We start from the raw sequence: 21,083 nt of genomic DNA, 5'->3' as shown, positions 1-21,083 counted from the left end.
TCCGGCCGGCCGCCTGGATTCGGCGCCATCAGTCGCCCCGGCGCGCGCCCAGGCGATGCATGATGCGCTCCAGCAGGCACCATTTCGTTGCGCCGCTCTGCAGAATGTTCAGGCCGACGAATGCCGTGAAGGCCAGCCACCATTGGCTGTGGAACCAGGGACTGGCCGGAGCGCCCAGCAGCAGCGACAGCAGGATGAACGTGCCCGCGAAAATACGGACGAGTTGCCAGGAAGTCATGGTTGGTCTCCTTGAGGAACGAGGGTTTGGGGATGGTGGTGGAAGGCGCTGAAGACCAGGATCGGGATGATGACCAGCGTCAACACCGTGGAGACGGCAATGCCCGATATCAGGGCGATCGCCAGGCCGTTGAAGATGGGATCGTCCAGGATGAAGAGCGCGCCCAGCATGGCGGCCAGTCCCGTCAGGAGGATCGGCTGGGCACGGGTCGCCGCGGACTCCACGACGGCCTGGGCAAACCCGGATCCCTCGCGCAGACGCATCAGGATGAAGTCCACGAGCAGGATGGAATTGCGCACGATGATGCCGGCCAGGGCGATCATCCCGATCATGCTGGTGGCGGTGAACTGCTTGCCTAGCAGCGCATGGCCGGGCATCACGCCGATCAGGGTCAGGGGGATCGGGGCCATGATGATGAGCGGCATTAGGTACGAGCCGAAGTGCGCCACCACCAGAAGGTAGATCAGCAGCAGGCCCACCGCGTAGGCCAGTCCCATGTCGCGGAAGGTTTCGTAGGTGACCTGCCATTCGCCGTCCCATTTGATGGCGTAGCCTTCGTAGGGGTCGCCGGGTTGCCGGGTGAAGAATTCCGCCAGGGGCCGTCCGTCCGGGGTGGGAAGCCGGCCCAGGGCGTCGCGGGCGGCGAACATGCCGTACAGTGGACTGTCGATCCGGCCGGCCATGTCCGCCGTGACGTATTGCACCGGCAGCAGGTCCTTGTGATGGATGGGCTGCTCGCGCGTGGTCCGGATTTCCCGGACCAGTTCCCTGACGGGAATCATTGAGCCGTCCGCGGCCCGGACGGGGAGCCGCAGCAGTTCGTCCGGCCGGCCCTGGTATTCGGACGGCAGGCCCAGCATGATGGCCGAAGGCCGGGAATGGCCGTCGCGCAGGACGCCGGCGGAGATGCCGTCCAGTCCGGCCCGCAGGGCCTGGATGATGGCCGACTGGGAGACCCCGGCCTGGGCGGCGCGTTCGCGGTCCACCGCCAGCACGATCCGCGGCGCGGCGGCGATGCGGCTGTCGTCGATGTCCACCATGCCTTCGGTCCGTTCGAACACATGGCGCACGGCGCCGGCCAGGTCGTGGCGCCCGGACGGGTCGGGACCGTAGATTTCCGCCACGATGGGAGCCTGCACCGGAGGACCAGGGGGCACCTCGACGACCTGGATCTCGGCGCCGAGGCGATCGGCCACGGCCTTCAGGACCGGACGGACCCGCATGGCGATCTCATGGCTCTGGGCGTCGCGCCGGTCCTTGTCCGCCAGGTTGACCTGGATGTCCCCGAGCGCCGGATCCCGTCGCAGGTCGTACTGGCGGACCAGTCCGTTGAAATTGATGGGCGAGGCCGTGCCGGCGTAGGTCTGGATATTGGTGACCTCGGGCTGGGCCAGGAGCTGGTCGCCCAAGGATTGCAGCACTGCGTCGGTTCGTTCGAGCGGGGTGCCGGCCGGCATCTTCACGATGACCTGGAATTCGGATTTGTTGTCGAACGGAAGCATTTTCAGTTCGACCCATCCCAGAACGGGCATCAGCATCGATCCCAGGACCAGACCCAGGATGGCCAGGCCCAGCCAGGCGCGGTTGCGCCTGGCGCGGGGCGCGGACAGGAAGGGCCCCATCAGGCGCTGGAAGAACCGCTGCGCACGCCCCGGCCCCGCGGGCTGGCTGGCCGCCGGCGCATGGGATCCCATGCGCATGGCGAGCCATGGAGTCAGGGTCAGGGCGATGCCCAGGGAGATCAGCATCCCCATGCTGGCATTGATCGGGATGGGGCTCATGTAGGGACCCATCAGTCCGGTGACGAAGGCCATTGGCAGCAGCGCGGCGATGACGGTGAAGGTGGCCAGGATGGTGGGTCCCCCCACTTCATCCACGGCCATGGGGATCCGGCGCGCGGGAGAGAGTCCGGGATGCAGGCCGGCATGCCGGTGGATGTTTTCCACGACGACGATGGCGTCGTCCACCAGGATGCCGATCGAGAAGATCAGGGCGAACAGCGAGACGCGGTTCAGGGTGAATCCCCAGGCCCAGGAGGCGAACAGGGTGGAGGCCAGGGTCAGGCCGACGGCGAGGCCGACGATGACGGCTTCACGCCAGCCCAGGGCCAGGAGCACCAGCAGAACCACCGACAGAGTGGCGAAGATGAGCTTGTGGATCAGCGTGCCGGCCTTCGCATCGGCGGTGGCCCCGTAGTTGCGGGTTTCCGTGACCTGGATGGTGGACGGAATGACGGTGTTCCGCAGTTCGTCCACTCGTCGCATCAGATCGTTGGCGACGGCGATGGCGTTCGCCCCGGGTTTTTTCGTGATCGCCAGGGTCACGGCGGTTTCGGTATCCCCGCCGCGCCCCGCGGCCCGATAGCCGACGTACTGTTCCGGGGGAGGCGGACCTTCGCTGACCTGGGCGATTTCGCGCAGCCGCACGGGTCGTCCGTCGCGGCGGGCCACGATCAGTCCGGCGACGTCGTCGGCGGTACGCAGGAACCGGCCCGCGTCCACCGTCAGGCTGAGGTTGCCGGAGATCTGGTCGCCGGCGCGCTGGCTGTGGTTGGCATCGTCCAGCACCTGGGCGACGTCCTGGATCGTCACGCCCGAGGCGGCCATGCGGCCGGCGTCCAGGTCCACGCGGACCGTGTTTTCGGCGCCGCCGATCAGCCAGACGTCGCGTGTGCCTGGAACTCTCTTGAGGTCGGATTCGATGCTGCGGGCGATCCACTCCAGGTCGCGGGGGGAGGCATTCGCGGCGTGCAGCGTCAGCGCGACGATGGGGACGTCGTCGACGCCGCGCGGCCGGACGACGGGCGGCTGAATGCCGAGGCCCTGGGGCAGCCAGCTGGACGATTGCGTTCGCAGCGTGTCGTGCAGGCGCACCAGGGCCTCGGTGCGCGGGATGCCGACCTTGAACTGGACGGTCAGCACGGCCTGGCCCGGCATGGACAGGGAGGTGACGTGTTCGGTGCCTTCCATGCGCGCCAGGATGCGCTCCCCCGGCGTGGCGATGATCTGCTCGACGTCTCCCGCCGAGGCGCCCGGCCATGCCACCATGATCGTAGCCATGGTGACATCGATCTGCGGTTCTTCTTCCCGGGGCGTGACAATCAGCGCGAACAGTCCGGCCAGCAGCAGGGCCAGTGCGAGCAAGGGCGTGAGGCGATTATCCTGGAAGAGGGCCGTGATCCGGCCGGCGATGCCCGGTGTCGTGCTCATCGCGCCCGACCCTCCGGGGAAACATGGCCGGGATCCAGCACGACGGTTTCGCCCGCCGCCAGTCCCGCCAGGATTTCGACCTGATCGCCGTCCCGAGGTCCCAGGCGAACCTGCCGCAGGCGGGGCGTGCCGTCCGCGCCCAGGACATAGATGCCGTGCAGATCGGCGCGCCGGACGACGGCTTCGGCCGGTACCCACAGGCGCGTCCTGGCGGTGCCGTCGAGATCGATCCGGATGCGCACGGGGGTGCCCGGGGCGGGTCCGGGAGCGCCGGGTGGCAGAGCCAACCGGATGATGCCGGTCAGGCTGGTGGCGTCCCGCGTGGGCAGGACCTGGACGGGCAGTGTCTCGGGCAGGTTCGGGTGGCCGGGAGGCCATTGGACATGGGCCTGGGGCGCCAGCTGGCCGATGTTGTGCTGGGGGACGGCCGCCTGGATGCGCAAGGCCCCGGGATCGAAGAGTGTGGCCAATGGCTGGCCGGGCATGACCATATCGCCCGGGTGGGCGTCCAGGCGGCCGATCAGGCCGTCGTATGGCGCCTGGATCGTGAAATAGCCGTGATGCGTCCGGGCCGCGTCTGCCTGCGCATGCCGGGCCGCCGCCTGAGCCCGGGCTGTTGCCGCACGGGCCTGGGCCTGCTGATAGGCGGCCTGGCTGATGTAGCGTTCCGCGTACAGGGTCGCGCGGCGCCGCAGTTCGGCCTGGGCCAGGGCCAGCTCGGCGTCCGCTTCGCGGATCAGGGCCTGGGCCGCCTGCTGCGCCTGCATGGCCTCCTGGCCGTCCAGACGCAGCAGTGCCTGCCCGGCGCGGACCGCGTCGCCCGCCTGGATTTCGACGGAGGCCACCGTTCCGGCGACCTGGGCCGCGAGAGTGGCTTCGCGGATGGCCTGGACCGTTCCGTCTAGGCTCAGTTGGTCGGGTGCCGTGATCGCGTTCACCGGGGCGGTCCGCAGGGATTGCGCCTGGACGGCCAGAGTCAGGCAGGCGAGCAGGCCGGCCCCTGCCCGAAGGGCGAGCCGGAGCGGGGCGGAGCGGAAATGCGAGGATGGGCGGCTGGTGTGCATGGCGAGGTGGTTTCCGGTGCTGGCGGCATCGATTTGATGATATTATTTAACTAAGTACGAAAATAGTCAATTAGATGGATGATTGATTGATCGAAAGCGCCAAGGTATACTCATGGTTTACCCACCATTCTGCGAGTTCTCTCGAATGGGACTCCTGCCTCCCGAAGTGCTCGAACCGGTCGCCGCGTATTTCCGGGCGCTGTCCGAGCCGACCCGGCTGCATATTCTCAGCTTGCTGCGCCAGGGCGAATACAACGTGGGCGAATTGGCACAGCAATGCGACTACACGGCGGCCAATGTCTCCCGCCACCTGTCCGTCCTGAAAAAGCACGGGCTGGTCGCGCGGGAAGTCCGCGGCAACAGCGTCTACTACCGGATCGCCGATCCTTCGGTCAATGCTTTGTGCGATCTCGTCTGCGGCAGCATTTTGCGGCAGATCGAGCAGTCGGCCGCCCAACGCGCGGCCTTTGCCTCGTTGCGCGAGGATCTGCCCGATCCTTCTCTCGACCAACCCTGACAGGAGTCCCCATGAAACTCAACATAGGCACGATCGACCGCATCCTGCGTCTGATCCTCGGCCTCGTCCTCGTCCTGCTGGCCGCCAACGGCACCATCGGCTGGTGGGGCTGGCTGGGCTTGGTGGCCGTGGCCACCGCCCTGTTCCGCTTCTGCCCGCTGTACGCTGTGCTGGGTGTCAACACCTGCCCGCTGAAATCCCGGGACTAGTGTCCTGTCTGGTGAGTTTGGTCACTTGAATTCGGATGCATGGACTTGTCAGGCAAGGCGCAAACCGCATCGATAGCCGGTGCTATCGCGAGGATGAGTCTGGACACGGAGCAGTCCCTTGCGGACTGCTCCGTGCCTGACGAATCCGAACCGCTTGCAAGCGGTGAGGTGGACAAGCAACGCAGCATGGCCAGCCCGGGCGCCGAAGGTAAGAATCGGAATTAGCCAGACAGGACACTAGTATCCGGCGGATTTCCGGCCTGCGCGTGCTGGCAGCATGCGCAGCAGCGTATCGTCGCGCATGACATAGTGGTGGAACAGCGCCGCCAGGGCGTGCAGGCCAATCAGGAAATAACCCAGCGTGCCGATGGCCTCGTGGATGTCTTCCAGGCCATGGCCCAGTGTCTTGTCCGGCGTGATCAGGGCGGGCCACTCGAAGCCGAAGAACGGCACCGGCTTGCCCTGGGCGCTGAGGAGCAGCCAGCCCAGCAGGGGCATGATGACCAGGAATATATACAAGGCGAGGTGCAGGGCCTGCGCCAGGGCATGCTGCCAGGCGGGCGGCGGCGGGGAGACGGGCGGGGTGCGGAACGCCAGGCGCAGCGCCAGCCTGGCGAAGGTCAGGCAGAACACGGCCAGGCCGAGCATGCCGTGCCACGTCTTCAGGGCGTCGCGCAGGTCGCTGCCTTTCGGGGCCAGGCCCCGCAGTTCGATCAGGACATAGAGGAAAATCAGCAATGCCAGCGTCAGCCAATGCGCGCCGATCGACAGACGATGGTAGCGGGAGGCGGGGACGTTCATTTGCGGTACCTCCTGTTTGGGAGACGCGATGGGACAGGACGATCGGCTCGATTTGCCCATAGCATGGCTCGGGGAGGATGAATGGCGGGTGAATGCGCCGGGCGGGCTATTTCAATGGCCGGGCTTCGCCAGCCTGCGCGCGGGAAGTGCCGTCGCGGGCGCACCGGCCGGCCGCGATCCCCCGCTTCCGTCCCCTGGAGGCATTACAGTCTTTGCCGCTGCGCCCGGACCCGCTCCAGGGTCTCGCCGAACTGGACCAGGCGGGCCTTTTCCTGTTCGACCACCGTCGCCGGGGCGCGCTCGACGAAGCTGGCGTTCGACAGTTTGCCGGAGGCCTTGGCGATTTCCTTTTCCAGACGGTCGATTTCCTTGTCCAGGCGGATGCGTTCGGCGTCCAGGTCGATCTCCACGTGCAGCATCAGCTGGGTGGTGCCGACCACCTGGACGGGCGCGCCCAGGTCCGGCAGGCGGTCCACGCCCTGGACGCTTTCCAGGCGCGCCAGCGCCACCAGGTAGGGGGCCAGCTCGTCGAGCCCGGTCTCGGCGCCCTGGACCAGCAGCGGCACGCGCTGGCTCGGTGCCAGGCCCATTTCCCCGCGCAGCGCGCGGATCGCGTCGGTCAGCGATTTCAGCGCGGTCATGCGTTCGGCCGCCGCCGCGTCGCGCAGGTCGTCGCGGGCAGTCGGCCAGGGCTGGACGCTGATGCTGGCGGGCGTGCCGGCGTCGCGCACGCCGGCCGCCACCGAGACCTTCTGCCAGAGCTCCTCGGTGATGAAGGGCATGATCGGATGGATCAGGCGCAGCAGGGTTTCCAGCACATGGATCAGGGTGCGGCGCGTGGCGGCCCGCTGCGCGGCGTCGCCCGTCTGCAGGCGGACCTTGGCCAATTCCACGTACCAGTCGCAGTATTCGTCCCAGATGAAGTGGTACAGGCGGTCGGCGACCTGGTCGAAGCGGTATTGGCCGAAGCCGGCGTCCACCTCGTCGATCAACCGCTGCAGGCCGTCGATGATCCAGCGATCGGCGAAGGACAGGTCGTCGGGACTGGGCCGGCCCAGGTCGTGGCCTTCCACGTTCATCAGCACGAAACGCGTGGCGTTCCAGAGCTTGTTGCAGAAATTGCGGTAGCCTTCGCAGCGCTTCAGGTCGAAATTGATGTTGCGCCCCAGTGTGGCGTAGGCCGCCATGGTGAAGCGCAGCGCGTCGGCGCCGTAGGCCGGGATGCCGTCGGGATAGTCCTTGCGGGTGCGCTTGCGGATCGCGTCGGCCTGCTTCGGGTTCATCAGGCCGGCGGTGCGCTTGGCGATCAGCGGGTCCAGGGCGATGCCGTCGATCAGGTCCACAGGGTCGATGGTGTTGCCCTTGGACTTGGACATCTTCTTGCCCTCCATGTCGCAGACCAGGCCATGGACGTAGACCGTGCGGAAAGGCACCTCGCCGGTGTGGTGCATGCTCATCATGATCATGCGCGCCACCCAGAAGAAGATGATGTCGAAGCCCGTGACCAGCACGCCGGACGGCAGGTAGCGTTCCAGGTCGGGGGTCCGGTCGGGCCAGCCCAGGTCGGTGAAGGGCACCAGGGCGGAAGAGAACCAGGTATCGAGCACGTCCGGGTCGCGCGTGAGCGGGCCTTCCACGCCCGCCGCGCGCGCCTGGCGCTCGGCGTCCCCGGCCGAGCGGGCGACGAAGATGCGGCCGTCGGGCGCGTGCCAGGCGGGGATCTGGTGGCCCCACCAGAGCTGGCGGGAAATGCACCAGTCCTGGATCTTCTCCAGCCACTGGTTGTAGGTGACGGTCCAGTTTTCCGGAACGAATTTCACGCGGCCGTCGGCCACCACGTCCAGGGCCACCTGGGTGATGCTCTTGCCGGGATGCAGGCTGCCCTCGGGCGCCGGCTTGCTCATCGCCACGAACCACTGGTCGGTGAGCATCGGTTCGATCACGCTGTTGGTGCGGTCGCCACGCGGCACCATGAGCTTGTGGGCGCGCACTTGTTGCAGCAGGCCTTGTGATTCCAGGTCGGCGACGACGCGCTTGCGGGCCTCGAAGCGGTCCAGGCCGCGATAGGCCCCGGGGGCCGCGTCACTGATCTTCGCGTCCAGGGTCAGTACGCTGATCATGTCCAGGCCGTGGCGCTGGCCGACGGCGTAGTCGTTGAAATCGTGCGCCGGGGTGACCTTGACCACGCCCGTGCCGAATGCGCGGTCCACGTAGTCGTCGGCGATGACGGGGATTTCGCGTCCGACCAGGGGCAGGACCACGCCGCGGCCGATCAGGTGGGCGTAGCGCTCGTCCTCGGGGTGCACCATCACGGCCACGTCGCCCAGCATGGTTTCCGGGCGGGTGGTGGCGACCACCAGGTGGGTCAGCCCGCCCACGGGCGCGGCCAGCGGATAGCGGATTTCCCACATGTGGCCGTCTTCCTCGGTGCTGACGACTTCCAGGTCGGACACCGCCGTGCCCAGCACCGGGTCCCAGTTCACCAGGCGCTTGCCGCGGTAGATCAGGCCCTGCTCATACAGGCGCACGAAGACTTCCGCCACGCCGCGCGACAGGCGCTCGTCCATGGTGAAGTATTCGCGTGACCAGTCGCAGGACGAGCCCAGGCGGCGGAACTGGCCGGTGATGGTGCTGCCGGACTTTTCCTTCCAGGCCCAGACGCGTTCCAGGAATTTGTCGCGGCCCAGGTCGTGGCGCGAGACGCCTTCGGCGTCGAGCTGGCGTTCCACCACGATCTGGGTGGCGATCCCGGCGTGGTCCGTGCCGGGAATGAAGACCGTGTCGTCGCCACGCATGCGATGATGGCGGATCAGACCGTCCATGATGGTCTGGTTGAAGGCGTGCCCCATGTGCAGGGTGCCGGTGACGTTGGGCGGCGGAAACTGGATGGCGAAGGATTCCGGCGTTCGGCCCGCGGCGGGCTCGGCGTGCCGGCCTCCAGCGAACAGGCCGCGGCGATTCCACTCGTCATACCAGCGGGACTCGATGTCCTGGGGTTCGAAACTCTTGGGCAGGGAAGGGGAGGCGGAATCGCTCATGGGTTCTTCTTGGCAGGGGCCGGCGGCGAAAAAACGATCATTTTAGGCGCATGGAGAGAAAACCGCCCATGGTAAAATGCGCGGTTGACCACAAGACCCGATCACCGGCCCGATCCATCGGGGCGGCCGCGGCGGTGTCATTCTACATTTTCACCGGAAACTCCCGTTTTCCATTCCCTACCGGAAATTTTCATGGCTATTGAACGCACCCTTTCCATCATCAAGCCCGACGCCGTCGCCAAGAACGTCATCGGCGAGATCGTCGCCCGTTTCGAAAAGGCCGGCCTGACCGTCGTGGCCGCCCAGTTGCGCCAGCTCTCGCGCGGCGAAGCCGAACGTTTCTACGCCGTGCACAAGGAACGCCCCTTCTTCAAGGACCTGGTTGACTTCATGGTGTCGGGCCCGGTGTTCGTCCAGGTGCTGGAAGGCGAATCCGCCATCTCGAAGAACCGCGACCTGATGGGCGCGACCGATCCCAAGAAGGCCGCGCCGGGCACGATCCGCGCCGATTTCGCCGAAAGCATCGACGCCAATGCGGTGCACGGCTCCGACGCTCCGGAAACGGCGGCGGTCGAGATCGCCTTCTTCTTCCCCGAAAGCAACATCCACAGCCGCTGATCGCGGCGCGGGCCCCGGCCATGACCGGGGCCCCAAGCTGAAAATCCGCACATGCTCGCCGCCGAAACCATCAACGTCCTGGGTCTGGACCCGGCTTCCCTCGAAGCGCTCGTGGCGCAGTGGGGCGGCAAGCCTTTCCGCGCGCGCCAGTTGTCGCAGTGGGTGCATCAGCGCGGCGTCGACCGGTTCCAGGACATGAGCGACCTGGCCAAGGATTTCCGCACCCGCCTGGAAGCCCATTGTGTCGTGCAGGCGCCTCCCTTGAACCTGGAAAAACGCTCCGCCGACGGCACCCGCAAGTGGCTGTTCGACATGGGGCTGGGCAACGCCATCGAGACCGTCTTCATCCCCGAGGACGACCGCGGCACGCTGTGCATCTCCAGCCAGGCCGGCTGCACCGTGGCCTGTCCGTTCTGTTCCACGGGCTACCAGGGCTTCAGCCGCAACCTGACCACCGCCGAAATCGTCGGCCAACTCTGGTATGCCAACCGCGCCCTGCGCGGGGATCCGGCGGCCGCGCGGCTGGGCGCTCCGGTGGACGAGACCCATCGGGCCGTCAGCAACGTGGTCATGATGGGCATGGGCGAACCCCTGTTGAACTACGACCAGGTCCTGGGCGCCCTGCGCCTGATGCTGGACGACCACGCCTACGGTCTGTCGCGCCGGCGCGTGACCGTGTCCACGTCCGGCGTGGTTCCCATGATGGACCGCCTGGCGCGCGATTGTCCGGTGGCGCTGGCGGTGTCGCTGCACGCGCCCAACGACGAACTGCGCGACCGGTTGGTGCCGCTGAACCGCAAGCATCCGCTGGACGAACTGCTCGACGCCTGCAACCGCTACCTGGAGCACGCGCCGCGCGATTTCATCACCTTCGAATATATTATGCTCGACGGGGTGAACGACGCCGACGAGCACGCGCGCCAACTGATCGAGATCTCGAAACGGGTGCGCTGCAAGTTCAACCTGATCCCCTTCAATCCCTTTCCGCAGTCCGGCCTGCGGCGTTCCCCGGCGGCGCGCATCCGTCTGTTCTCCCAGCGGCTGACCGACGCGGGGCTGGTGGTGACGGTGCGCAAGACGCGCGGCGACGACATCGACGCCGCCTGCGGCCAGCTGGCGGGGGAAGTCCGCGACCGGACGCGCATTACCGAACGGCTGCCCGACCGGGCCAGGATCGTCATACGCAAAAAGGAGCATGGATGAGCGAAACTTCCCTAGACGGGCTGCGGCGCCAGGACCCGGCCCAGAGCCGGGAGGCGCTGTCGCTGGGCGATGCGCTGAAGGCCATGCGCGAGACGCGCGGCCTGTCGCTGTCCGAAGTCTCCGCGCGCATCAAATATTCCTCCGTGCAGCTGAGGTACCTGGAAGACTGCGACTGGTCGCGGCTGCCCGAAGGCGTTCCCCTGCGCGGGCTGGTGCGCAACTACGCGCGTTTCCTCGAAACCGACGTGGACGCCGCCCTGAAACTCCTCGACGACGCGGTCGGTCCGACACGGCCCAGGCCCGCCGTCACGGCTCTGGGCGCGCGGCGCGCGCTGCAGCAGGCCGACATGACGCCCAAGGGCGAGCCGGTCCACCGCACCTGGGCCTGGCTGCTGTTGATCCTGGTGCTGTTCTGCGTGGTCGGCGCGTACGCGGTCAACCGCGGCTGGGTGCCTGAGCAATGGTTGGTGTTCGATTGGCTGAAGGCTTTGCGTCAATGACTTCCGATGCCGTGAATCCCAACCCGGCCGCCGCGCCCCGGCGGCCGACCCGCGCCGTCGCCGTGATCTGGGGCGGCCACGTGGTCCGGGTGGGTGGCGACGCCCCGGTCGTGGTGCAGTCCATGACCAACACCGACACGGCCGATCCCCGGGCCACCGCGCAGCAGGTGCGCGAGCTCTGGCGGGCCGGCTCCGAGCTGGTGCGCGTCACCGTCAACACGCCGGAGGCCGCCGCCCAGGTCGCCGCCTTGCGCGACGAACTGGACCGCATGAACGTGCCGGTCCCCCTGGTCGGGGACTTCCACTACAACGGCCACAAGCTGCTGACCCAGTTCCCGGACTGCGCCCAGGCGCTGTCCAAGTACCGCATCAACCCCGGCAACATGGGCGGCGGCAAGCGCCGCGACGACAACTTCGCGCAGATGATCGAGGTCGCCTGCCGCCACGACAAGCCGATCCGCATCGGCGTGAACTGGGGCAGCCTGGACCACGAATTGCTGGCGCGGATGATGGACGAGAACGCCGCCCGGCCCGTGCCCTGGTCGGCCAACGCCGTGATGCGCGAGGCCCTGGTGGTCTCGGCCATCAGCAATGCCGAGCGCGCCCAGGAACTGGGCCTGCGCGGCGACGCCATCGTGTTGTCCTGCAAGGTCAGCCACGTCCAGGACTTGATCGCCGTCTATCGGGATCTGTCGCGTCGCTGCGACTATCCGCTGCACCTGGGCCTGACCGAGGCCGGCATGGGTTCCAAGGGGATCGTCGCCTCCACGGCGGCCCTGGCCGTGCTGCTCCAGGAAGGCATCGGCGACACGATCCGCATCTCTCTCACCCCCGAGCCCGGCGGCGACCGCAGCCGCGAAGTCGTCGTCGCCCAGGAAATCCTGCAGACCATGGGCCTGCGTGCCTTCACCCCGATGGTGGTGGCCTGCCCGGGCTGCGGGCGTACCAGCAGCACGGTGTTTCAGGAGCTGGCCGCCAGCATCCAGGCCTTCCTGCGCGCGCAGATGCCGGTCTGGAAGACCAGATATCCGGGTGTCGAGAACATGCACGTGGCCGTCATGGGCTGCGTCGTCAACGGCCCCGGTGAAAGCCGCCACGCCGACATCGGCATCAGCCTGCCGGGCACGGGCGAGATCCCGTCCGCGCCGGTGTACGTGGACGGCGAGCGCACCGTGACGCTCAAGGGCGATGCCATCGCCGAGGAATTCCAGGCCATCGTCGAAAATTACGTGGCCCGGCGCTACGGACGGGAGCAGGGTGCCGAGCCCTCGCGCCGCCCGGGTGTCGTGGCGCGCTCCCCCCATTGAGATCCATGTCCGAATTCAAGAAAGTCGCCGGCCTGACCGGCATGAAGGATGCCTTGCCGCCGGAAACGGCGCGCTGGGAACGGCTCGAGTCCGTCGTGCGCGACTGGCTGGCCAGCTACGGCTACCAGAACCTGCGCACCCCGGTGCTGGAACACACCCGCCTGTTCGCTCGCGGCATCGGCGAGGTCACCGACATCGTCGAAAAGGAAATGTATTCCTTCGTCGATCCTCTGAACGATGAACGCCTGACGATGCGGCCCGAGTTCACCGCCGGCGTCGTGCGCTCGGTCATCGAGCACAATTTCCTCTACGACCGCCCGCGCCGCGTCTACGCGATGGGGCCGGTGTTCCGGCATGAGCGCCCGCAGCGTGGCCGCTACCGCCAGTTCCACCAGATCGACGTCGAGGCCCTGGGCTTTCCCGGGCCGGACGTGGACGCGGAGCTGATCCTGATGCTGGCGCGCCTGTGGCGTCTGCTGGGCCTGAAGGATATCCGCCTGGAACTCAATTCCCTGGGCCAGGCGTCCGAGCGCGCCGCGCACCGCGCGGCCCTGGTCGCGCACCTGGAAAAGCATGTCGATGTGCTCGACGAAGAAGCCCGCCGCCGCATGCACAGCAACCCGTTGCGCGTGCTGGACACCAAGAACCCCGTCATGCAGGACATGGCCAACGCCGCGCCGCGCCTGTTCGACTTTCTGGGCGCCGAGTCCCTGGCGCACTACCGGGGTCTGTGCGACCGGCTGGACGACGCCGGGATCGCCTACACGCTCAATCCGCGCCTGGTGCGCGGGCTGGACTACTACAATCTGACCGTCTTCGAGTGGGTCACGGACCGTCTGGGCGCTCAGGGCACGGTCTGCGGCGGCGGCCGCTACGACGGCCTGATCGAACTGCTGGGCGGCAAGCCGGCGCCGGCGGTGGGTTTCGCCATCGGCATGGAACGCCTGCTCGACCTCTGGCAGCAGGACGCGCCCGATCAGGATCCGGCCGAATGCCAGGTCTACCTGATCCACCAGGGCGAGGCCGCCCAGCGGCGGGCGGCGCGGCTCGCCGAGTCCCTGCGCGACGCCGGACTGCGGGTACTTGTCCATGCCGGTTCGACTGGGTTTAAATCACAGTTCCGCCGGGCCGACGCCAGCGGCGCGGTGGCCGCCGTCGTCATCGGCGGGGATGAACTGGCCTCGGGCCGGGCAACCGTGAAATGGCTGCGCGCCGGCGGCGGGGACGGACAACAGGAATCGGTCGCCTTCGACCAGCTGGCCGCGCAACTCCAACAAAGGATCTGAACACAGGCATGGCATACGATCTCGAAGAGCAGGAAAAACTCGACGCGCTGAAGGCTTGGTGGGAACGCTACGGCACGCTTTCCATGGCCCTGGTCTTCGCCGTGCTGGCCGTGTTCGCCGGCTGGCGCGGTTGGCAATGGTACCAGTCGCACCAGGCCGGGCAGGCCATGGGCTACTATGAGGCCCTCGAAGCCGCCGCTGCCCAGCCGGGCGACGACGCCGTGGCCCGCATCAAGGCGGCCAGCACCGCCTTGCGCGATGATTACGCCGGTTCCGGCTATGCCGCGCGCGGCGTGCTGGTGGCGGCCTGGGCACTGCAGGAACGCAAGGACCTGGATGGCGCCCGCGAGCAGCTCGAATGGCTGGCGCGCGATGACACGGCTCCGGCGCTGCGTGCCGTGGCACGCCTGCGCCTGGCCGGCGTGCTGCTGGCCCAGAAGCAATACGAGCCGGCCCTGGTCCAGCTCCAGGGCACGCCGCCCGCCGGTTTCGCCGGTCTGTACGCCGACCGCCGTGGCGACGTCCTGGCCGCCCAGGGCCAGCATGCGCAGGCCGTCCAGGCCTGGAAAGAGGCCTTGAAATCCCTGGGCGCGGATCCCGCCGCCCAGATCGTCCAACTGAAAATCGACGCCCTGAACGGAGCCTGATCATGCCATCCCCCTCCCGCCTGTTTCGTGCGGCGCTCGTCGGCCTGGTCGCCACCGGGCTGTCCGGCTGCAGCCTGTTTTCCCAAGCCGACGCCCGGTTCGACCCCGCGCCGCTGACCGACTACGCGCCCTCGCTGGCGGTGTCGGCGCGCTGGTCGGCCTCGATCGGCAGCGGGGGCGGCTATGGCTTCTCTCCCGAACTGGTGGGTGACACCCTGTACGCCGCGACGCCCTCGGGGACCGTGGCGGCGCTGGACGCCTCTTCCGGCTCGCTGCGCTGGCGCGTCGATGCCGGACCGCTGTCGGCCGGAGCGGGCAGCGACGGGCGGGTGGTCGCCGTGGCCACGCAATCCGGCGTGGTCGTGGCCTACGACGCCCAGGGCAAGGAACTCTGGCGCAGCCAGGCCGCCAGCGCCGTCAACGTGCCGCCCTCGGTGGGCAACGGCATCGTCGCGGTGCGCACCACGGACTACCGCATCCAGGGCTTCGACGCGGCCACCGGCAAGCTGCGCTGGAACGTGCAGCGTCCCGGCCCCGCCCTGGCGCTGCGCACCAGCATCCGCATGCTGTCGGTGCCCGATCTGCTGATCGCCGGCATGCCCAACGGCCGCCTGATGGTGATCGACGCGGCCTCCGGCGCCGTCCGCTGGGAAGGCTCGGTCTCCGCCTCGCGCGGGGCCTCCGACCTGGAACGCATCACGGACGTGGTCGGCCAGCCCGTCGTCGCCGGTCCTCTGCTGTGCGGCGTCAGCTACCAGGGGCGCACGACCTGCTTCGACGTGTCCCAGGGCGGGCGTGCCGTCTGGTCCCAGGAAGTCTCCTCGGCGACCGGCATGAACACCGACGGCCAGCGCCTTTATCTGGCCGACGCGCGCGACACGGTCCGCGCCCTGGACCTGAAGGACGGCCACGAACTCTGGAAGCAGGCGGCGCTGCTCAACCGCCGCCTGGGCGCCCCCGCGCCGGCGGGCGCCGCCGTGGCCGTGGGAGACTACGAAGGCTACGTGCATTTCCTGTCGCGCGCCGACGGCGCCCCGATGGCCCGCCTGCAGGTGGGCGGCGGGCCGGTCGTTTCGGCTCTGGTGTCCACTCCGCGCGGGGTGGTGGTCCAGACGGGCGACGGCAAGCTGATTCTGGTGGGTGTCGGTGGCTGATACGCGTTTCAGGCCGGTCGTGGCCCTGGTCGGGCGCACGAACGTCGGCAAATCGACCCTGTTCAACCGTCTGACGCGTTCGCGCGCGGCGCTGGTGGCGAACATCTCCGGGCTGACCCGAGACCGCCATTACGGCGAGGGGCGGGTAGGCGAGCATCCTTACATCGTGGTCGATACCGGTGGCTTCGAGCCGGTCGCCACGAGCGGCATCCTGGTCGAGATGGCGCGCCAGACGGCTCAGGCCATCGCCGAGTCCGACGTGGTGATTTTCCTGGTGGACGGGCGCGAAGGCATCAACGCCCACGACCACGAGATCGCCCGTCTGTTGCGCAAGTCAGGCCAGCGTGTGCTGCTGGCCGTGAACAAGGCCGAAGGCATGCGCCATCACGCCGACCTGGCCCAGTTCCACGAATTGGGGCTGGGCGAGCCGCACCCGATTTCGGCGGCGCACGGCGACGGCGTGTCGGCCCTGGCCGACGAGGCGCTCGCTCCTCTGCTGGCCGAGCGGGCCGCCGAGGATGGCGGGGACGACGCCGCCTCGGACGCGGCGGGCGAGGGCGGTGAACCCGATCACCGCATCAAGCTCGCCATCGCCGGACGGCCGAACGTCGGCAAGTCCACGCTGATCAACACCCTGGTGGGCGAGGAACGCGTCATCGCCTACGATCTGCCGGGCACCACGCGCGACGCCATCGAAATCGAATTCGAGCGCGGCGACCGCCGCTACACGTTGATCGACACCGCCGGCCTGCGCCGCCGGGGCAAGGTCTTCGAGGCTGTGGAAAAATTCTCGGTCATCAAGACGCTGCAGGCCATCGAGGCCGCCAACGTCGTGCTGCTGCTGATCGATGCGCGTGAAGGCATTTCCGACCAGGACGCCCACATCGCCGGCTTCATCACCGAGACCGGCCGCGCCCTGGTGGTGGGCCTGAACAAATGGGACGCGGTGGACCGCGAGCAGCGCGAATGGGTGCAGCGCGAATATGACCGCAAGCTGCGCTTCCTGTCCTTCGCCCGTGTGCTGCACCTCTCGGCCCTGAAGGGGCAGGGCGTCGGCGCCGTGCTCAAGGCCGTCGACGCCGCGCACGCCGCCGCCTTCGCCAAGCTGTCCACGCCGAAGCTCACCCGCACCCTGCAGGCGGCCGTGGAGCAGCAGCCGCCGCCGCGCAAGGGCATCTTCCGGCCCAAGATGCGCTACGCCCACCAGGGCGGGCAGAACCCGCCGCGCATCATCATCCACGGCAACGCCCTGGACGCGGTGCCGGATTCCTACCGCCGTTACCTCGAGGGCCAGTTCCGCGACGCCTTCAATCTGGCCGGCACGCCGCTGTCGGTCGAATTCAAATCCTCGCACAATCCCTATCTGAAGGACGAGCCGTGAGCACGCTCTGGAGCGATCACATCGCCGGCCTGATTCCCTACGCGCCGGGCGAGCAGGCACGCATCCCGAATCTGCTGAAGCTGAACACCAACGAGAATCCGTATGGACCCTCGCCCCGGGCGATCGAGGCCATGCGCGCCGCCCTGTCCGACGACATGCGCCTGTATCCCGATTACCAGGCGCTGGATTTGCGCCGCACGATCGCGGACCGCTTCGGTATGGCGCCCGACCAGGTGTTCCTGGGCAACGGCTCCGACGAGATCCTGGCGCACGTGTTCAACGCGCTGTTCCTGCGCGGCGGCCGGCCCCTGTGGCTGCCCGACGTGACCTACAGTTTCTACAAGACTTACTGCCGCCTGTACGACGTGCCGCATCGGTTGATCCCGCTGGACGGGGACTTCGCCCTGCGGGTTCCGGACTACACCGGCGCGGCCGGTCCTGAACCCGCAGGTATCATCTTCGCCAATCCGAACGCGCCCACCGGCCGCACCCTTTCCCTGGACGAAATCGCCGCCATCGCGCGGGCGCGTCCCGACAGCGCCGTGGTGGTGGACGAGGCCTATGTGGACTTCGGCGCCGAATCCGCGGCCGCGCTGATCGGCGAATTCCCCAACGTCCTGGTGATCCATACCCTGTCCAAGTCCCGTTCCCTGGCGGGCTTGCGGGTGGGTTACGCTCTGGGCCGCGCCGCTCTGATCGCCGGGCTGACGCGCGTGAAGGACAGCTTCAATTCCTACCCTCTGGATCGCGTGGCGCTGGCCGGCGCCCAGGCGGCGATCGAGGACGATGCCTGGTTCGACCGCACCCGGCGGGCCGTGATCGACGCCCGCGAGCAGCTGGCGAGCGACCTGCGAGCCCTGGGCTTCGAGGTCCTGCCCTCGCAGGCCAATTTCGTCTTCGCCCGCCATCCCGGCCGCGACGCCGCCGGGATTGCCGCCGGCCTGCGCGAGACCGGCATTCTGGTGCGGCATTTCCGCGCGCCGCGCATCGACCAGCACTTGCGCATCACCGTGGGCACGCCCGAGCAATGCGCCCGCCTGTGCGGCGCGCTGCGCGCGCTGCCATCGGCCTGAGCCGCTGTGCATCGCTGCAATGCATCAATATCGAAACGCATTAAAATAGACCCTCCACCATAACTTCAATAACCGGAGCCTCGGCCATGAGCAACAAAGGGCAAATTCTCCAAGACCCATTCCTGAACGCCTTGCGCAAGGACCACGTACCCGTCTCGATCTATCTGGTCAACGGGATCAAGCTGCAGGGCCAGGTCGAGTCCTTCGATCAGTACGTCGTGCTGCTGCGCAACACAGTCACCCAGATGGTCTACAAGCACGCCATCTCCACCGTCGTGCCCGCCCGTCCCGTTTCCTTCCAGGTGGACGACTCTGCCGAATAAGTCGCCGTCTGTTTCTCCGCCCGCCGCGCGCTCTGCCCCGGCGGGCATTTGCTTTGAGGTGCCGGGCCGCCCCAAGCCTCAAAGCGCCCCCTCGGGGGGCGGCATGCAGGCCGCGAGGTGGGCATCATGAAATCCCTCGTCATCAGCGTCGACCTGGGCGAGCCCGACTACAACGCCCACGCCGAGGAATTCCTCATGCTCGCCAGCGGGGCGGGGGCCGACATCGTCGAAGTCCTCACCGCCCGGCGCAGCCGGCCGGATGCCGCGGGTTTCATCGGTTCGGGCAAGATCGAGGAAGCCGCCGCCCTGGTCAAGGCCGCCGGGGCGGAGGTCGTGCTCTTCGACCAGGCGCTCACCCCGGCCCAGCAGCGCAACCTGGAGCGCCGCTTCGAGGTTCGCGTCGTCGATCGGGTGGCGCTCATCCTGGACATCTTCGCCCTGCGCGCCAAGAGCCACGAAGGCAAGCTCCAGGTCGAGCTGGCCCAGCTGCAGCACCTGTCCACCCGACTGACCCGGATGTGGACCCACCTGGAGCGCCAGCGTGGCGGCATCGGCGTGCGCGGTCCCGGCGAATCCCAGCTGGAGACCGATCGACGCCTGATCGGCGTGCGCGTGCGCGCCCTGAAGGAGCGCCTGGACCGCGTCCAGCGCCAGCGCCTGACACAGCGTCGCGCCCGGGTGCGCGGCAAGACCCTGTCGGTCTCCCTGGTCGGTTACACCAACGCGGGCAAGTCCACCCTGTTCAATGCGCTGACCCGCGCCGACGCCTATGCGGCCGACCAGCTCTTCGCCACGCTGGACACGACGACCCGCCGCGTCTGGATCGAGGGCGCCGGCCAGGTCGTCGTGTCCGACACCGTGGGCTTCATCCGGTCCCTGCCGCCGATGCTGATCGCGGCCTTCCGGGCGACCCTGGAGGAAACCGTCCACGCCGATCTGCTGCTGCACGTGATCGACGCGGCCAGTCCGCAGCGCGACGAGCAGGCCGCGGCGGTCAATCAGGTCCTGCGCGACATCGAGGCCCACGAGATCCCGCAGATCCTGGTCTACAACAAAATCGACACGGCGGGATACGAACCCCGGGTCGAGCGAAACGAACATGGTACGATTGCGCGAGTCTTCGTCAGCGCCCTGCAACGCAGCGGACTGGACGGCTTGCGGCAGTCGATCGTTGAATTTGGTGGGGAGCCTACGAGAAACAATGCGTTTGATGAAACTGTTCAACCTGAATGATCCGGGCTGGGGGCGGGGCGGCCAGAACCAGAACGACGATTCCCGCGGCAAGCCCGACCAGTCCTCCGGCCCCCCCGATCTGGACGAGGTCTGGCGCGATTTCAGCAAGCGGCTGAACGGCCTGTTCGGCCGCCGGGGCGGCGGGCGCGGCCCCCGTCCGCCGTCGGGCGGCCTGCCGTCCCTGCCGGGCCCATCCCCCCGCTTCGTGCTGCTGCTGGTCGTGGCGGCCGTCCTGCTGTGGCTGGCCAGCGGCTTCATGATCGTCCAGGAAGGCCAGGTGGCCGTCGTCACCCGCTTCGGGCAGTACGTCAAGACGCTCAATCCGGGCCTGCAGTGGCGCCTGCCGTATCCCATCGAAGCTGCCCAGCCGGTCAACATCGCCCAGCTGCGTACCTTCGAGGTCGGTTTCCGGGGCTCGTCGCGCAACAAGGTCCTGCCCGAATCGCTGATGCTCACCAACGACGAGAATATCGTTGACGTGCAGTTCGTGGTGCAATACCGGCTGTTGCCCGACGGCGCGCCGGCCTATCTGTTCAACACCAGCCAGCCTGACGAATCAGTGCGCCAGGCGGCCGAGACCGCCATGCGCGAGATCGTCGGCCGCAAGCCCATGGACTTCGTCCTGTATTCCGGCCGTACCGAGGTCGCGTCCGAAGTCCAGGCCCTGGCGCAGTCCATCCTGGACCGCTACAGGACCGGGATCCAGATCTCCACCGTGGCCATCCAGAACGTCCAGCCGCCCGAGCAGGTCCAGGCCGCGTTCGACGACGCCGTCAAGGCCGGCCAGGATCGCGAGCGCCAGATCAACGAAGGCAATGCCTACGCCAGCAAGGTCCTCCCCGAGGCCGAAGGTCAGGCGGCCCGCATGATCCAGGAATCCGAGGGCTACAGCGCCCAGGTCATCGGCCAGGCCCAGGGCGACACCTCGCGCTTCGACAGCATCGCCGCCGAATACGCCAAGGCGCCCGGCGTCACGCGCGAGCGTCTGTATCTGGAAACCATGCAGGACATCCTGAGCGACAGCGCCAAGGTCATGATCGACGCCCCGGTGGGCAACAACATGCTCTACCTGCCGCTGGACAAGATCATGGGCCAGGCCGCGCGCGCGGCCGGGGGTTCCTCGTCATCGGGCTCGCGCGATGCCGGCTCGTCGGGCGGATCGGTGCCGGCCGCCGCCGGGGCCGCGCAGGCCGCCCAGGGGCAGTCCGGGTCCGGCCGCGCGTCGCAGCGCGGCGTGCCGTCCGGCCTGGACAGCCTGATGACCAGCCCGTATTCGAACTAG

At 68.0% G+C, this 21,083-nt stretch carries 19 protein-coding genes; 14 read left to right on the top strand and 5 right to left on the bottom strand.

The features are described 5' to 3' along the window. Window positions 1-28 precede the first annotated feature (28 nt). From ACTPOE_RS05045 to ACTPOE_RS05035, 3 genes are read right to left on the bottom strand one after another with little or no spacing between them, the layout of a single operon-like run. Window positions 29-238, bottom strand: coding sequence for a YgaP family membrane protein (locus ACTPOE_RS05045; RefSeq protein WP_458871123.1), 210 nt, complete (start codon window positions 236-238; stop codon window positions 29-31). Further along, complete coding sequence (locus ACTPOE_RS05040; RefSeq protein WP_458871122.1) at window positions 235-3,447, bottom strand: efflux RND transporter permease subunit; 3,213 nt, start codon at window positions 3,445-3,447, stop codon at window positions 235-237. The genes ACTPOE_RS05045 and ACTPOE_RS05040 overlap by 4 nt, the downstream gene beginning before the upstream one ends. After that, window positions 3,444-4,511, bottom strand: coding sequence for an efflux RND transporter periplasmic adaptor subunit (locus tag ACTPOE_RS05035; RefSeq protein WP_458871121.1), 1,068 nt, complete (start codon window positions 4,509-4,511; stop codon window positions 3,444-3,446). The genes ACTPOE_RS05040 and ACTPOE_RS05035 overlap by 4 nt, the downstream gene beginning before the upstream one ends. Before the next feature lie 145 nt (window positions 4,512-4,656). Between ACTPOE_RS05035 and ACTPOE_RS05030 the strand changes: the two genes are divergently transcribed. Both ACTPOE_RS05030 and ACTPOE_RS05025 read left to right on the top strand, forming a co-directional pair. Continuing rightward, a complete protein-coding gene (locus ACTPOE_RS05030) occupies window positions 4,657-5,028 on the top strand; it encodes an ArsR/SmtB family transcription factor (RefSeq protein ID WP_458871120.1) in 372 nt (123 codons plus the stop codon). A gap of 11 nt (window positions 5,029-5,039) precedes the next feature. Beyond that, the gene (locus ACTPOE_RS05025; protein ID WP_458871119.1) at window positions 5,040-5,237 is read left to right on the top strand and encodes a YgaP family membrane protein; all 198 of its coding nucleotides are present in this window, start codon (window positions 5,040-5,042) and stop codon (window positions 5,235-5,237) included. 237 nt (window positions 5,238-5,474) lie between these two features. Here ACTPOE_RS05025 and ACTPOE_RS05020 read toward each other — a convergent pair whose 3' ends face one another. Then, window positions 5,475-6,038 (bottom strand): cytochrome b, encoded by a 564-nt coding sequence (locus ACTPOE_RS05020; RefSeq protein WP_458871118.1) that lies wholly within the window; start codon window positions 6,036-6,038, stop codon window positions 5,475-5,477. Window positions 6,039-6,241: 203 nt separating this feature from the next. Then, window positions 6,242-9,076 carry a valine--tRNA ligase gene (locus ACTPOE_RS05015; protein WP_458871117.1) on the bottom strand — a complete coding sequence of 945 codons (2,835 nt, stop codon included), beginning with the start codon at window positions 9,074-9,076 and terminating at the stop codon, window positions 6,242-6,244. 192 nt (window positions 9,077-9,268) lie between these two features. On the opposite strand from ACTPOE_RS05015, the gene ndk reads away from it, so the two are divergent. The 12 genes from ndk (at window position 9,269) to hflK (ending at window position 21,083) form a co-directional block, all read left to right on the top strand. Continuing rightward, window positions 9,269-9,694, top strand: a complete 426-nt coding sequence (gene ndk / locus ACTPOE_RS05010) for a nucleoside-diphosphate kinase (protein WP_043681908.1) — start codon at window positions 9,269-9,271, stop codon at window positions 9,692-9,694. A 51-nt stretch (window positions 9,695-9,745) separates the two neighbouring features. Then, window positions 9,746-10,897, top strand: a complete 1,152-nt coding sequence (gene rlmN, locus ACTPOE_RS05005; RefSeq protein ID WP_458871116.1) for a 23S rRNA (adenine(2503)-C(2))-methyltransferase RlmN — start codon at window positions 9,746-9,748, stop codon at window positions 10,895-10,897. Next, window positions 10,894-11,397 carry a helix-turn-helix domain-containing protein gene (locus tag ACTPOE_RS05000; RefSeq protein ID WP_458871115.1) on the top strand — a complete coding sequence of 168 codons (504 nt, stop codon included), beginning with the start codon at window positions 10,894-10,896 and terminating at the stop codon, window positions 11,395-11,397. The genes rlmN and ACTPOE_RS05000 overlap by 4 nt, the downstream gene beginning before the upstream one ends. Beyond that, a complete protein-coding gene (gene ispG / locus ACTPOE_RS04995; RefSeq protein ID WP_458871114.1) occupies window positions 11,394-12,704 on the top strand; it encodes a flavodoxin-dependent (E)-4-hydroxy-3-methylbut-2-enyl-diphosphate synthase in 1,311 nt (436 codons plus the stop codon). Before ACTPOE_RS05000 ends, ispG begins: the two co-directional genes overlap by 4 nt. A 5-nt stretch (window positions 12,705-12,709) precedes the next feature. Beyond that, window positions 12,710-13,990: a histidine--tRNA ligase gene (hisS, locus tag ACTPOE_RS04990; protein WP_458871113.1), complete on the top strand. Its 1,281-nt coding sequence runs from the start codon at window positions 12,710-12,712 to the stop codon at window positions 13,988-13,990. 8 nt (window positions 13,991-13,998) lie between these two features. Beyond that, window positions 13,999-14,637: a YfgM family protein gene (locus tag ACTPOE_RS04985; RefSeq protein WP_458871112.1), complete on the top strand. Its 639-nt coding sequence runs from the start codon at window positions 13,999-14,001 to the stop codon at window positions 14,635-14,637. A 2-nt stretch (window positions 14,638-14,639) separates the two neighbouring features. After that, the gene (gene bamB, locus ACTPOE_RS04980) at window positions 14,640-15,791 is read left to right on the top strand and encodes an outer membrane protein assembly factor BamB (protein WP_458871111.1); all 1,152 of its coding nucleotides are present in this window, start codon (window positions 14,640-14,642) and stop codon (window positions 15,789-15,791) included. Further along, on the top strand, window positions 15,784-17,172 hold the full coding sequence (gene der, locus ACTPOE_RS04975) for a ribosome biogenesis GTPase Der (protein ID WP_458871110.1): 1,389 nt from the start codon (window positions 15,784-15,786) through the stop codon (window positions 17,170-17,172). Before bamB ends, der begins: the two co-directional genes overlap by 8 nt. Beyond that, a complete protein-coding gene (hisC, locus tag ACTPOE_RS04970; protein WP_458871109.1) occupies window positions 17,169-18,245 on the top strand; it encodes a histidinol-phosphate transaminase in 1,077 nt (358 codons plus the stop codon). Before der ends, hisC begins: the two co-directional genes overlap by 4 nt. A gap of 86 nt (window positions 18,246-18,331) precedes the next feature. Further along, window positions 18,332-18,568 carry an RNA chaperone Hfq gene (gene hfq / locus ACTPOE_RS04965; RefSeq protein WP_043681925.1) on the top strand — a complete coding sequence of 79 codons (237 nt, stop codon included), beginning with the start codon at window positions 18,332-18,334 and terminating at the stop codon, window positions 18,566-18,568. Window positions 18,569-18,694: 126 nt separating this feature from the next. Continuing rightward, window positions 18,695-19,801: a GTPase HflX gene (hflX, locus tag ACTPOE_RS04960; protein ID WP_458871108.1), complete on the top strand. Its 1,107-nt coding sequence runs from the start codon at window positions 18,695-18,697 to the stop codon at window positions 19,799-19,801. Next, entirely contained in the window at window positions 19,770-21,083 is a 1,314-nt protein-coding gene (gene hflK, locus ACTPOE_RS04955) for an FtsH protease activity modulator HflK (RefSeq protein WP_458871107.1), read from the top strand. The genes hflX and hflK overlap by 32 nt, the downstream gene beginning before the upstream one ends.

This window comes from Castellaniella sp. WN, assembly GCF_054457555.1.
Note: the sequence above shows the minus strand (reverse complement) of the source record. Positions and strands in the feature narration are given on the sequence as shown.

Excerpts from the sequence above, each read along its gene's own strand:
- rlmN (WP_458871116.1), top strand. The coding sequence starts at position 9,746 with ATGCTCGCCGCCGAAACCATCAACGTCCTGGGTCTGGACCCGGCTTCC.
- ACTPOE_RS05020 (WP_458871118.1), bottom strand. The coding sequence starts at position 6,038 with ATGAACGTCCCCGCCTCCCGCTACCATCGTCTGTCGATCGGCGCGCAT.
- hflX (WP_458871108.1), top strand. The coding sequence starts at position 18,695 with ATGAAATCCCTCGTCATCAGCGTCGACCTGGGCGAGCCCGACTACAAC.
- ndk (WP_043681908.1), top strand. The coding sequence starts at position 9,269 with ATGGCTATTGAACGCACCCTTTCCATCATCAAGCCCGACGCCGTCGCC.
- ACTPOE_RS05040 (WP_458871122.1), bottom strand. The coding sequence starts at position 3,447 with ATGAGCACGACACCGGGCATCGCCGGCCGGATCACGGCCCTCTTCCAG.
- ACTPOE_RS05030 (WP_458871120.1), top strand. The coding sequence starts at position 4,657 with ATGGGACTCCTGCCTCCCGAAGTGCTCGAACCGGTCGCCGCGTATTTC.
- ACTPOE_RS05035 (WP_458871121.1), bottom strand. The coding sequence starts at position 4,511 with ATGCACACCAGCCGCCCATCCTCGCATTTCCGCTCCGCCCCGCTCCGG.
- ACTPOE_RS05025 (WP_458871119.1), top strand. The coding sequence starts at position 5,040 with ATGAAACTCAACATAGGCACGATCGACCGCATCCTGCGTCTGATCCTC.
- ACTPOE_RS05000 (WP_458871115.1), top strand. The coding sequence starts at position 10,894 with ATGAGCGAAACTTCCCTAGACGGGCTGCGGCGCCAGGACCCGGCCCAG.
- hfq (WP_043681925.1), top strand. The coding sequence starts at position 18,332 with ATGAGCAACAAAGGGCAAATTCTCCAAGACCCATTCCTGAACGCCTTG.
- hisS (WP_458871113.1), top strand. The coding sequence starts at position 12,710 with ATGTCCGAATTCAAGAAAGTCGCCGGCCTGACCGGCATGAAGGATGCC.
- ACTPOE_RS05045 (WP_458871123.1), bottom strand. The coding sequence starts at position 238 with ATGACTTCCTGGCAACTCGTCCGTATTTTCGCGGGCACGTTCATCCTG.
- ispG (WP_458871114.1), top strand. The coding sequence starts at position 11,394 with ATGACTTCCGATGCCGTGAATCCCAACCCGGCCGCCGCGCCCCGGCGG.
- ACTPOE_RS04985 (WP_458871112.1), top strand. The coding sequence starts at position 13,999 with ATGGCATACGATCTCGAAGAGCAGGAAAAACTCGACGCGCTGAAGGCT.
- hflK (WP_458871107.1), top strand. The coding sequence starts at position 19,770 with ATGCGTTTGATGAAACTGTTCAACCTGAATGATCCGGGCTGGGGGCGG.
- ACTPOE_RS05015 (WP_458871117.1), bottom strand. The coding sequence starts at position 9,076 with ATGAGCGATTCCGCCTCCCCTTCCCTGCCCAAGAGTTTCGAACCCCAG.
- bamB (WP_458871111.1), top strand. The coding sequence starts at position 14,640 with ATGCCATCCCCCTCCCGCCTGTTTCGTGCGGCGCTCGTCGGCCTGGTC.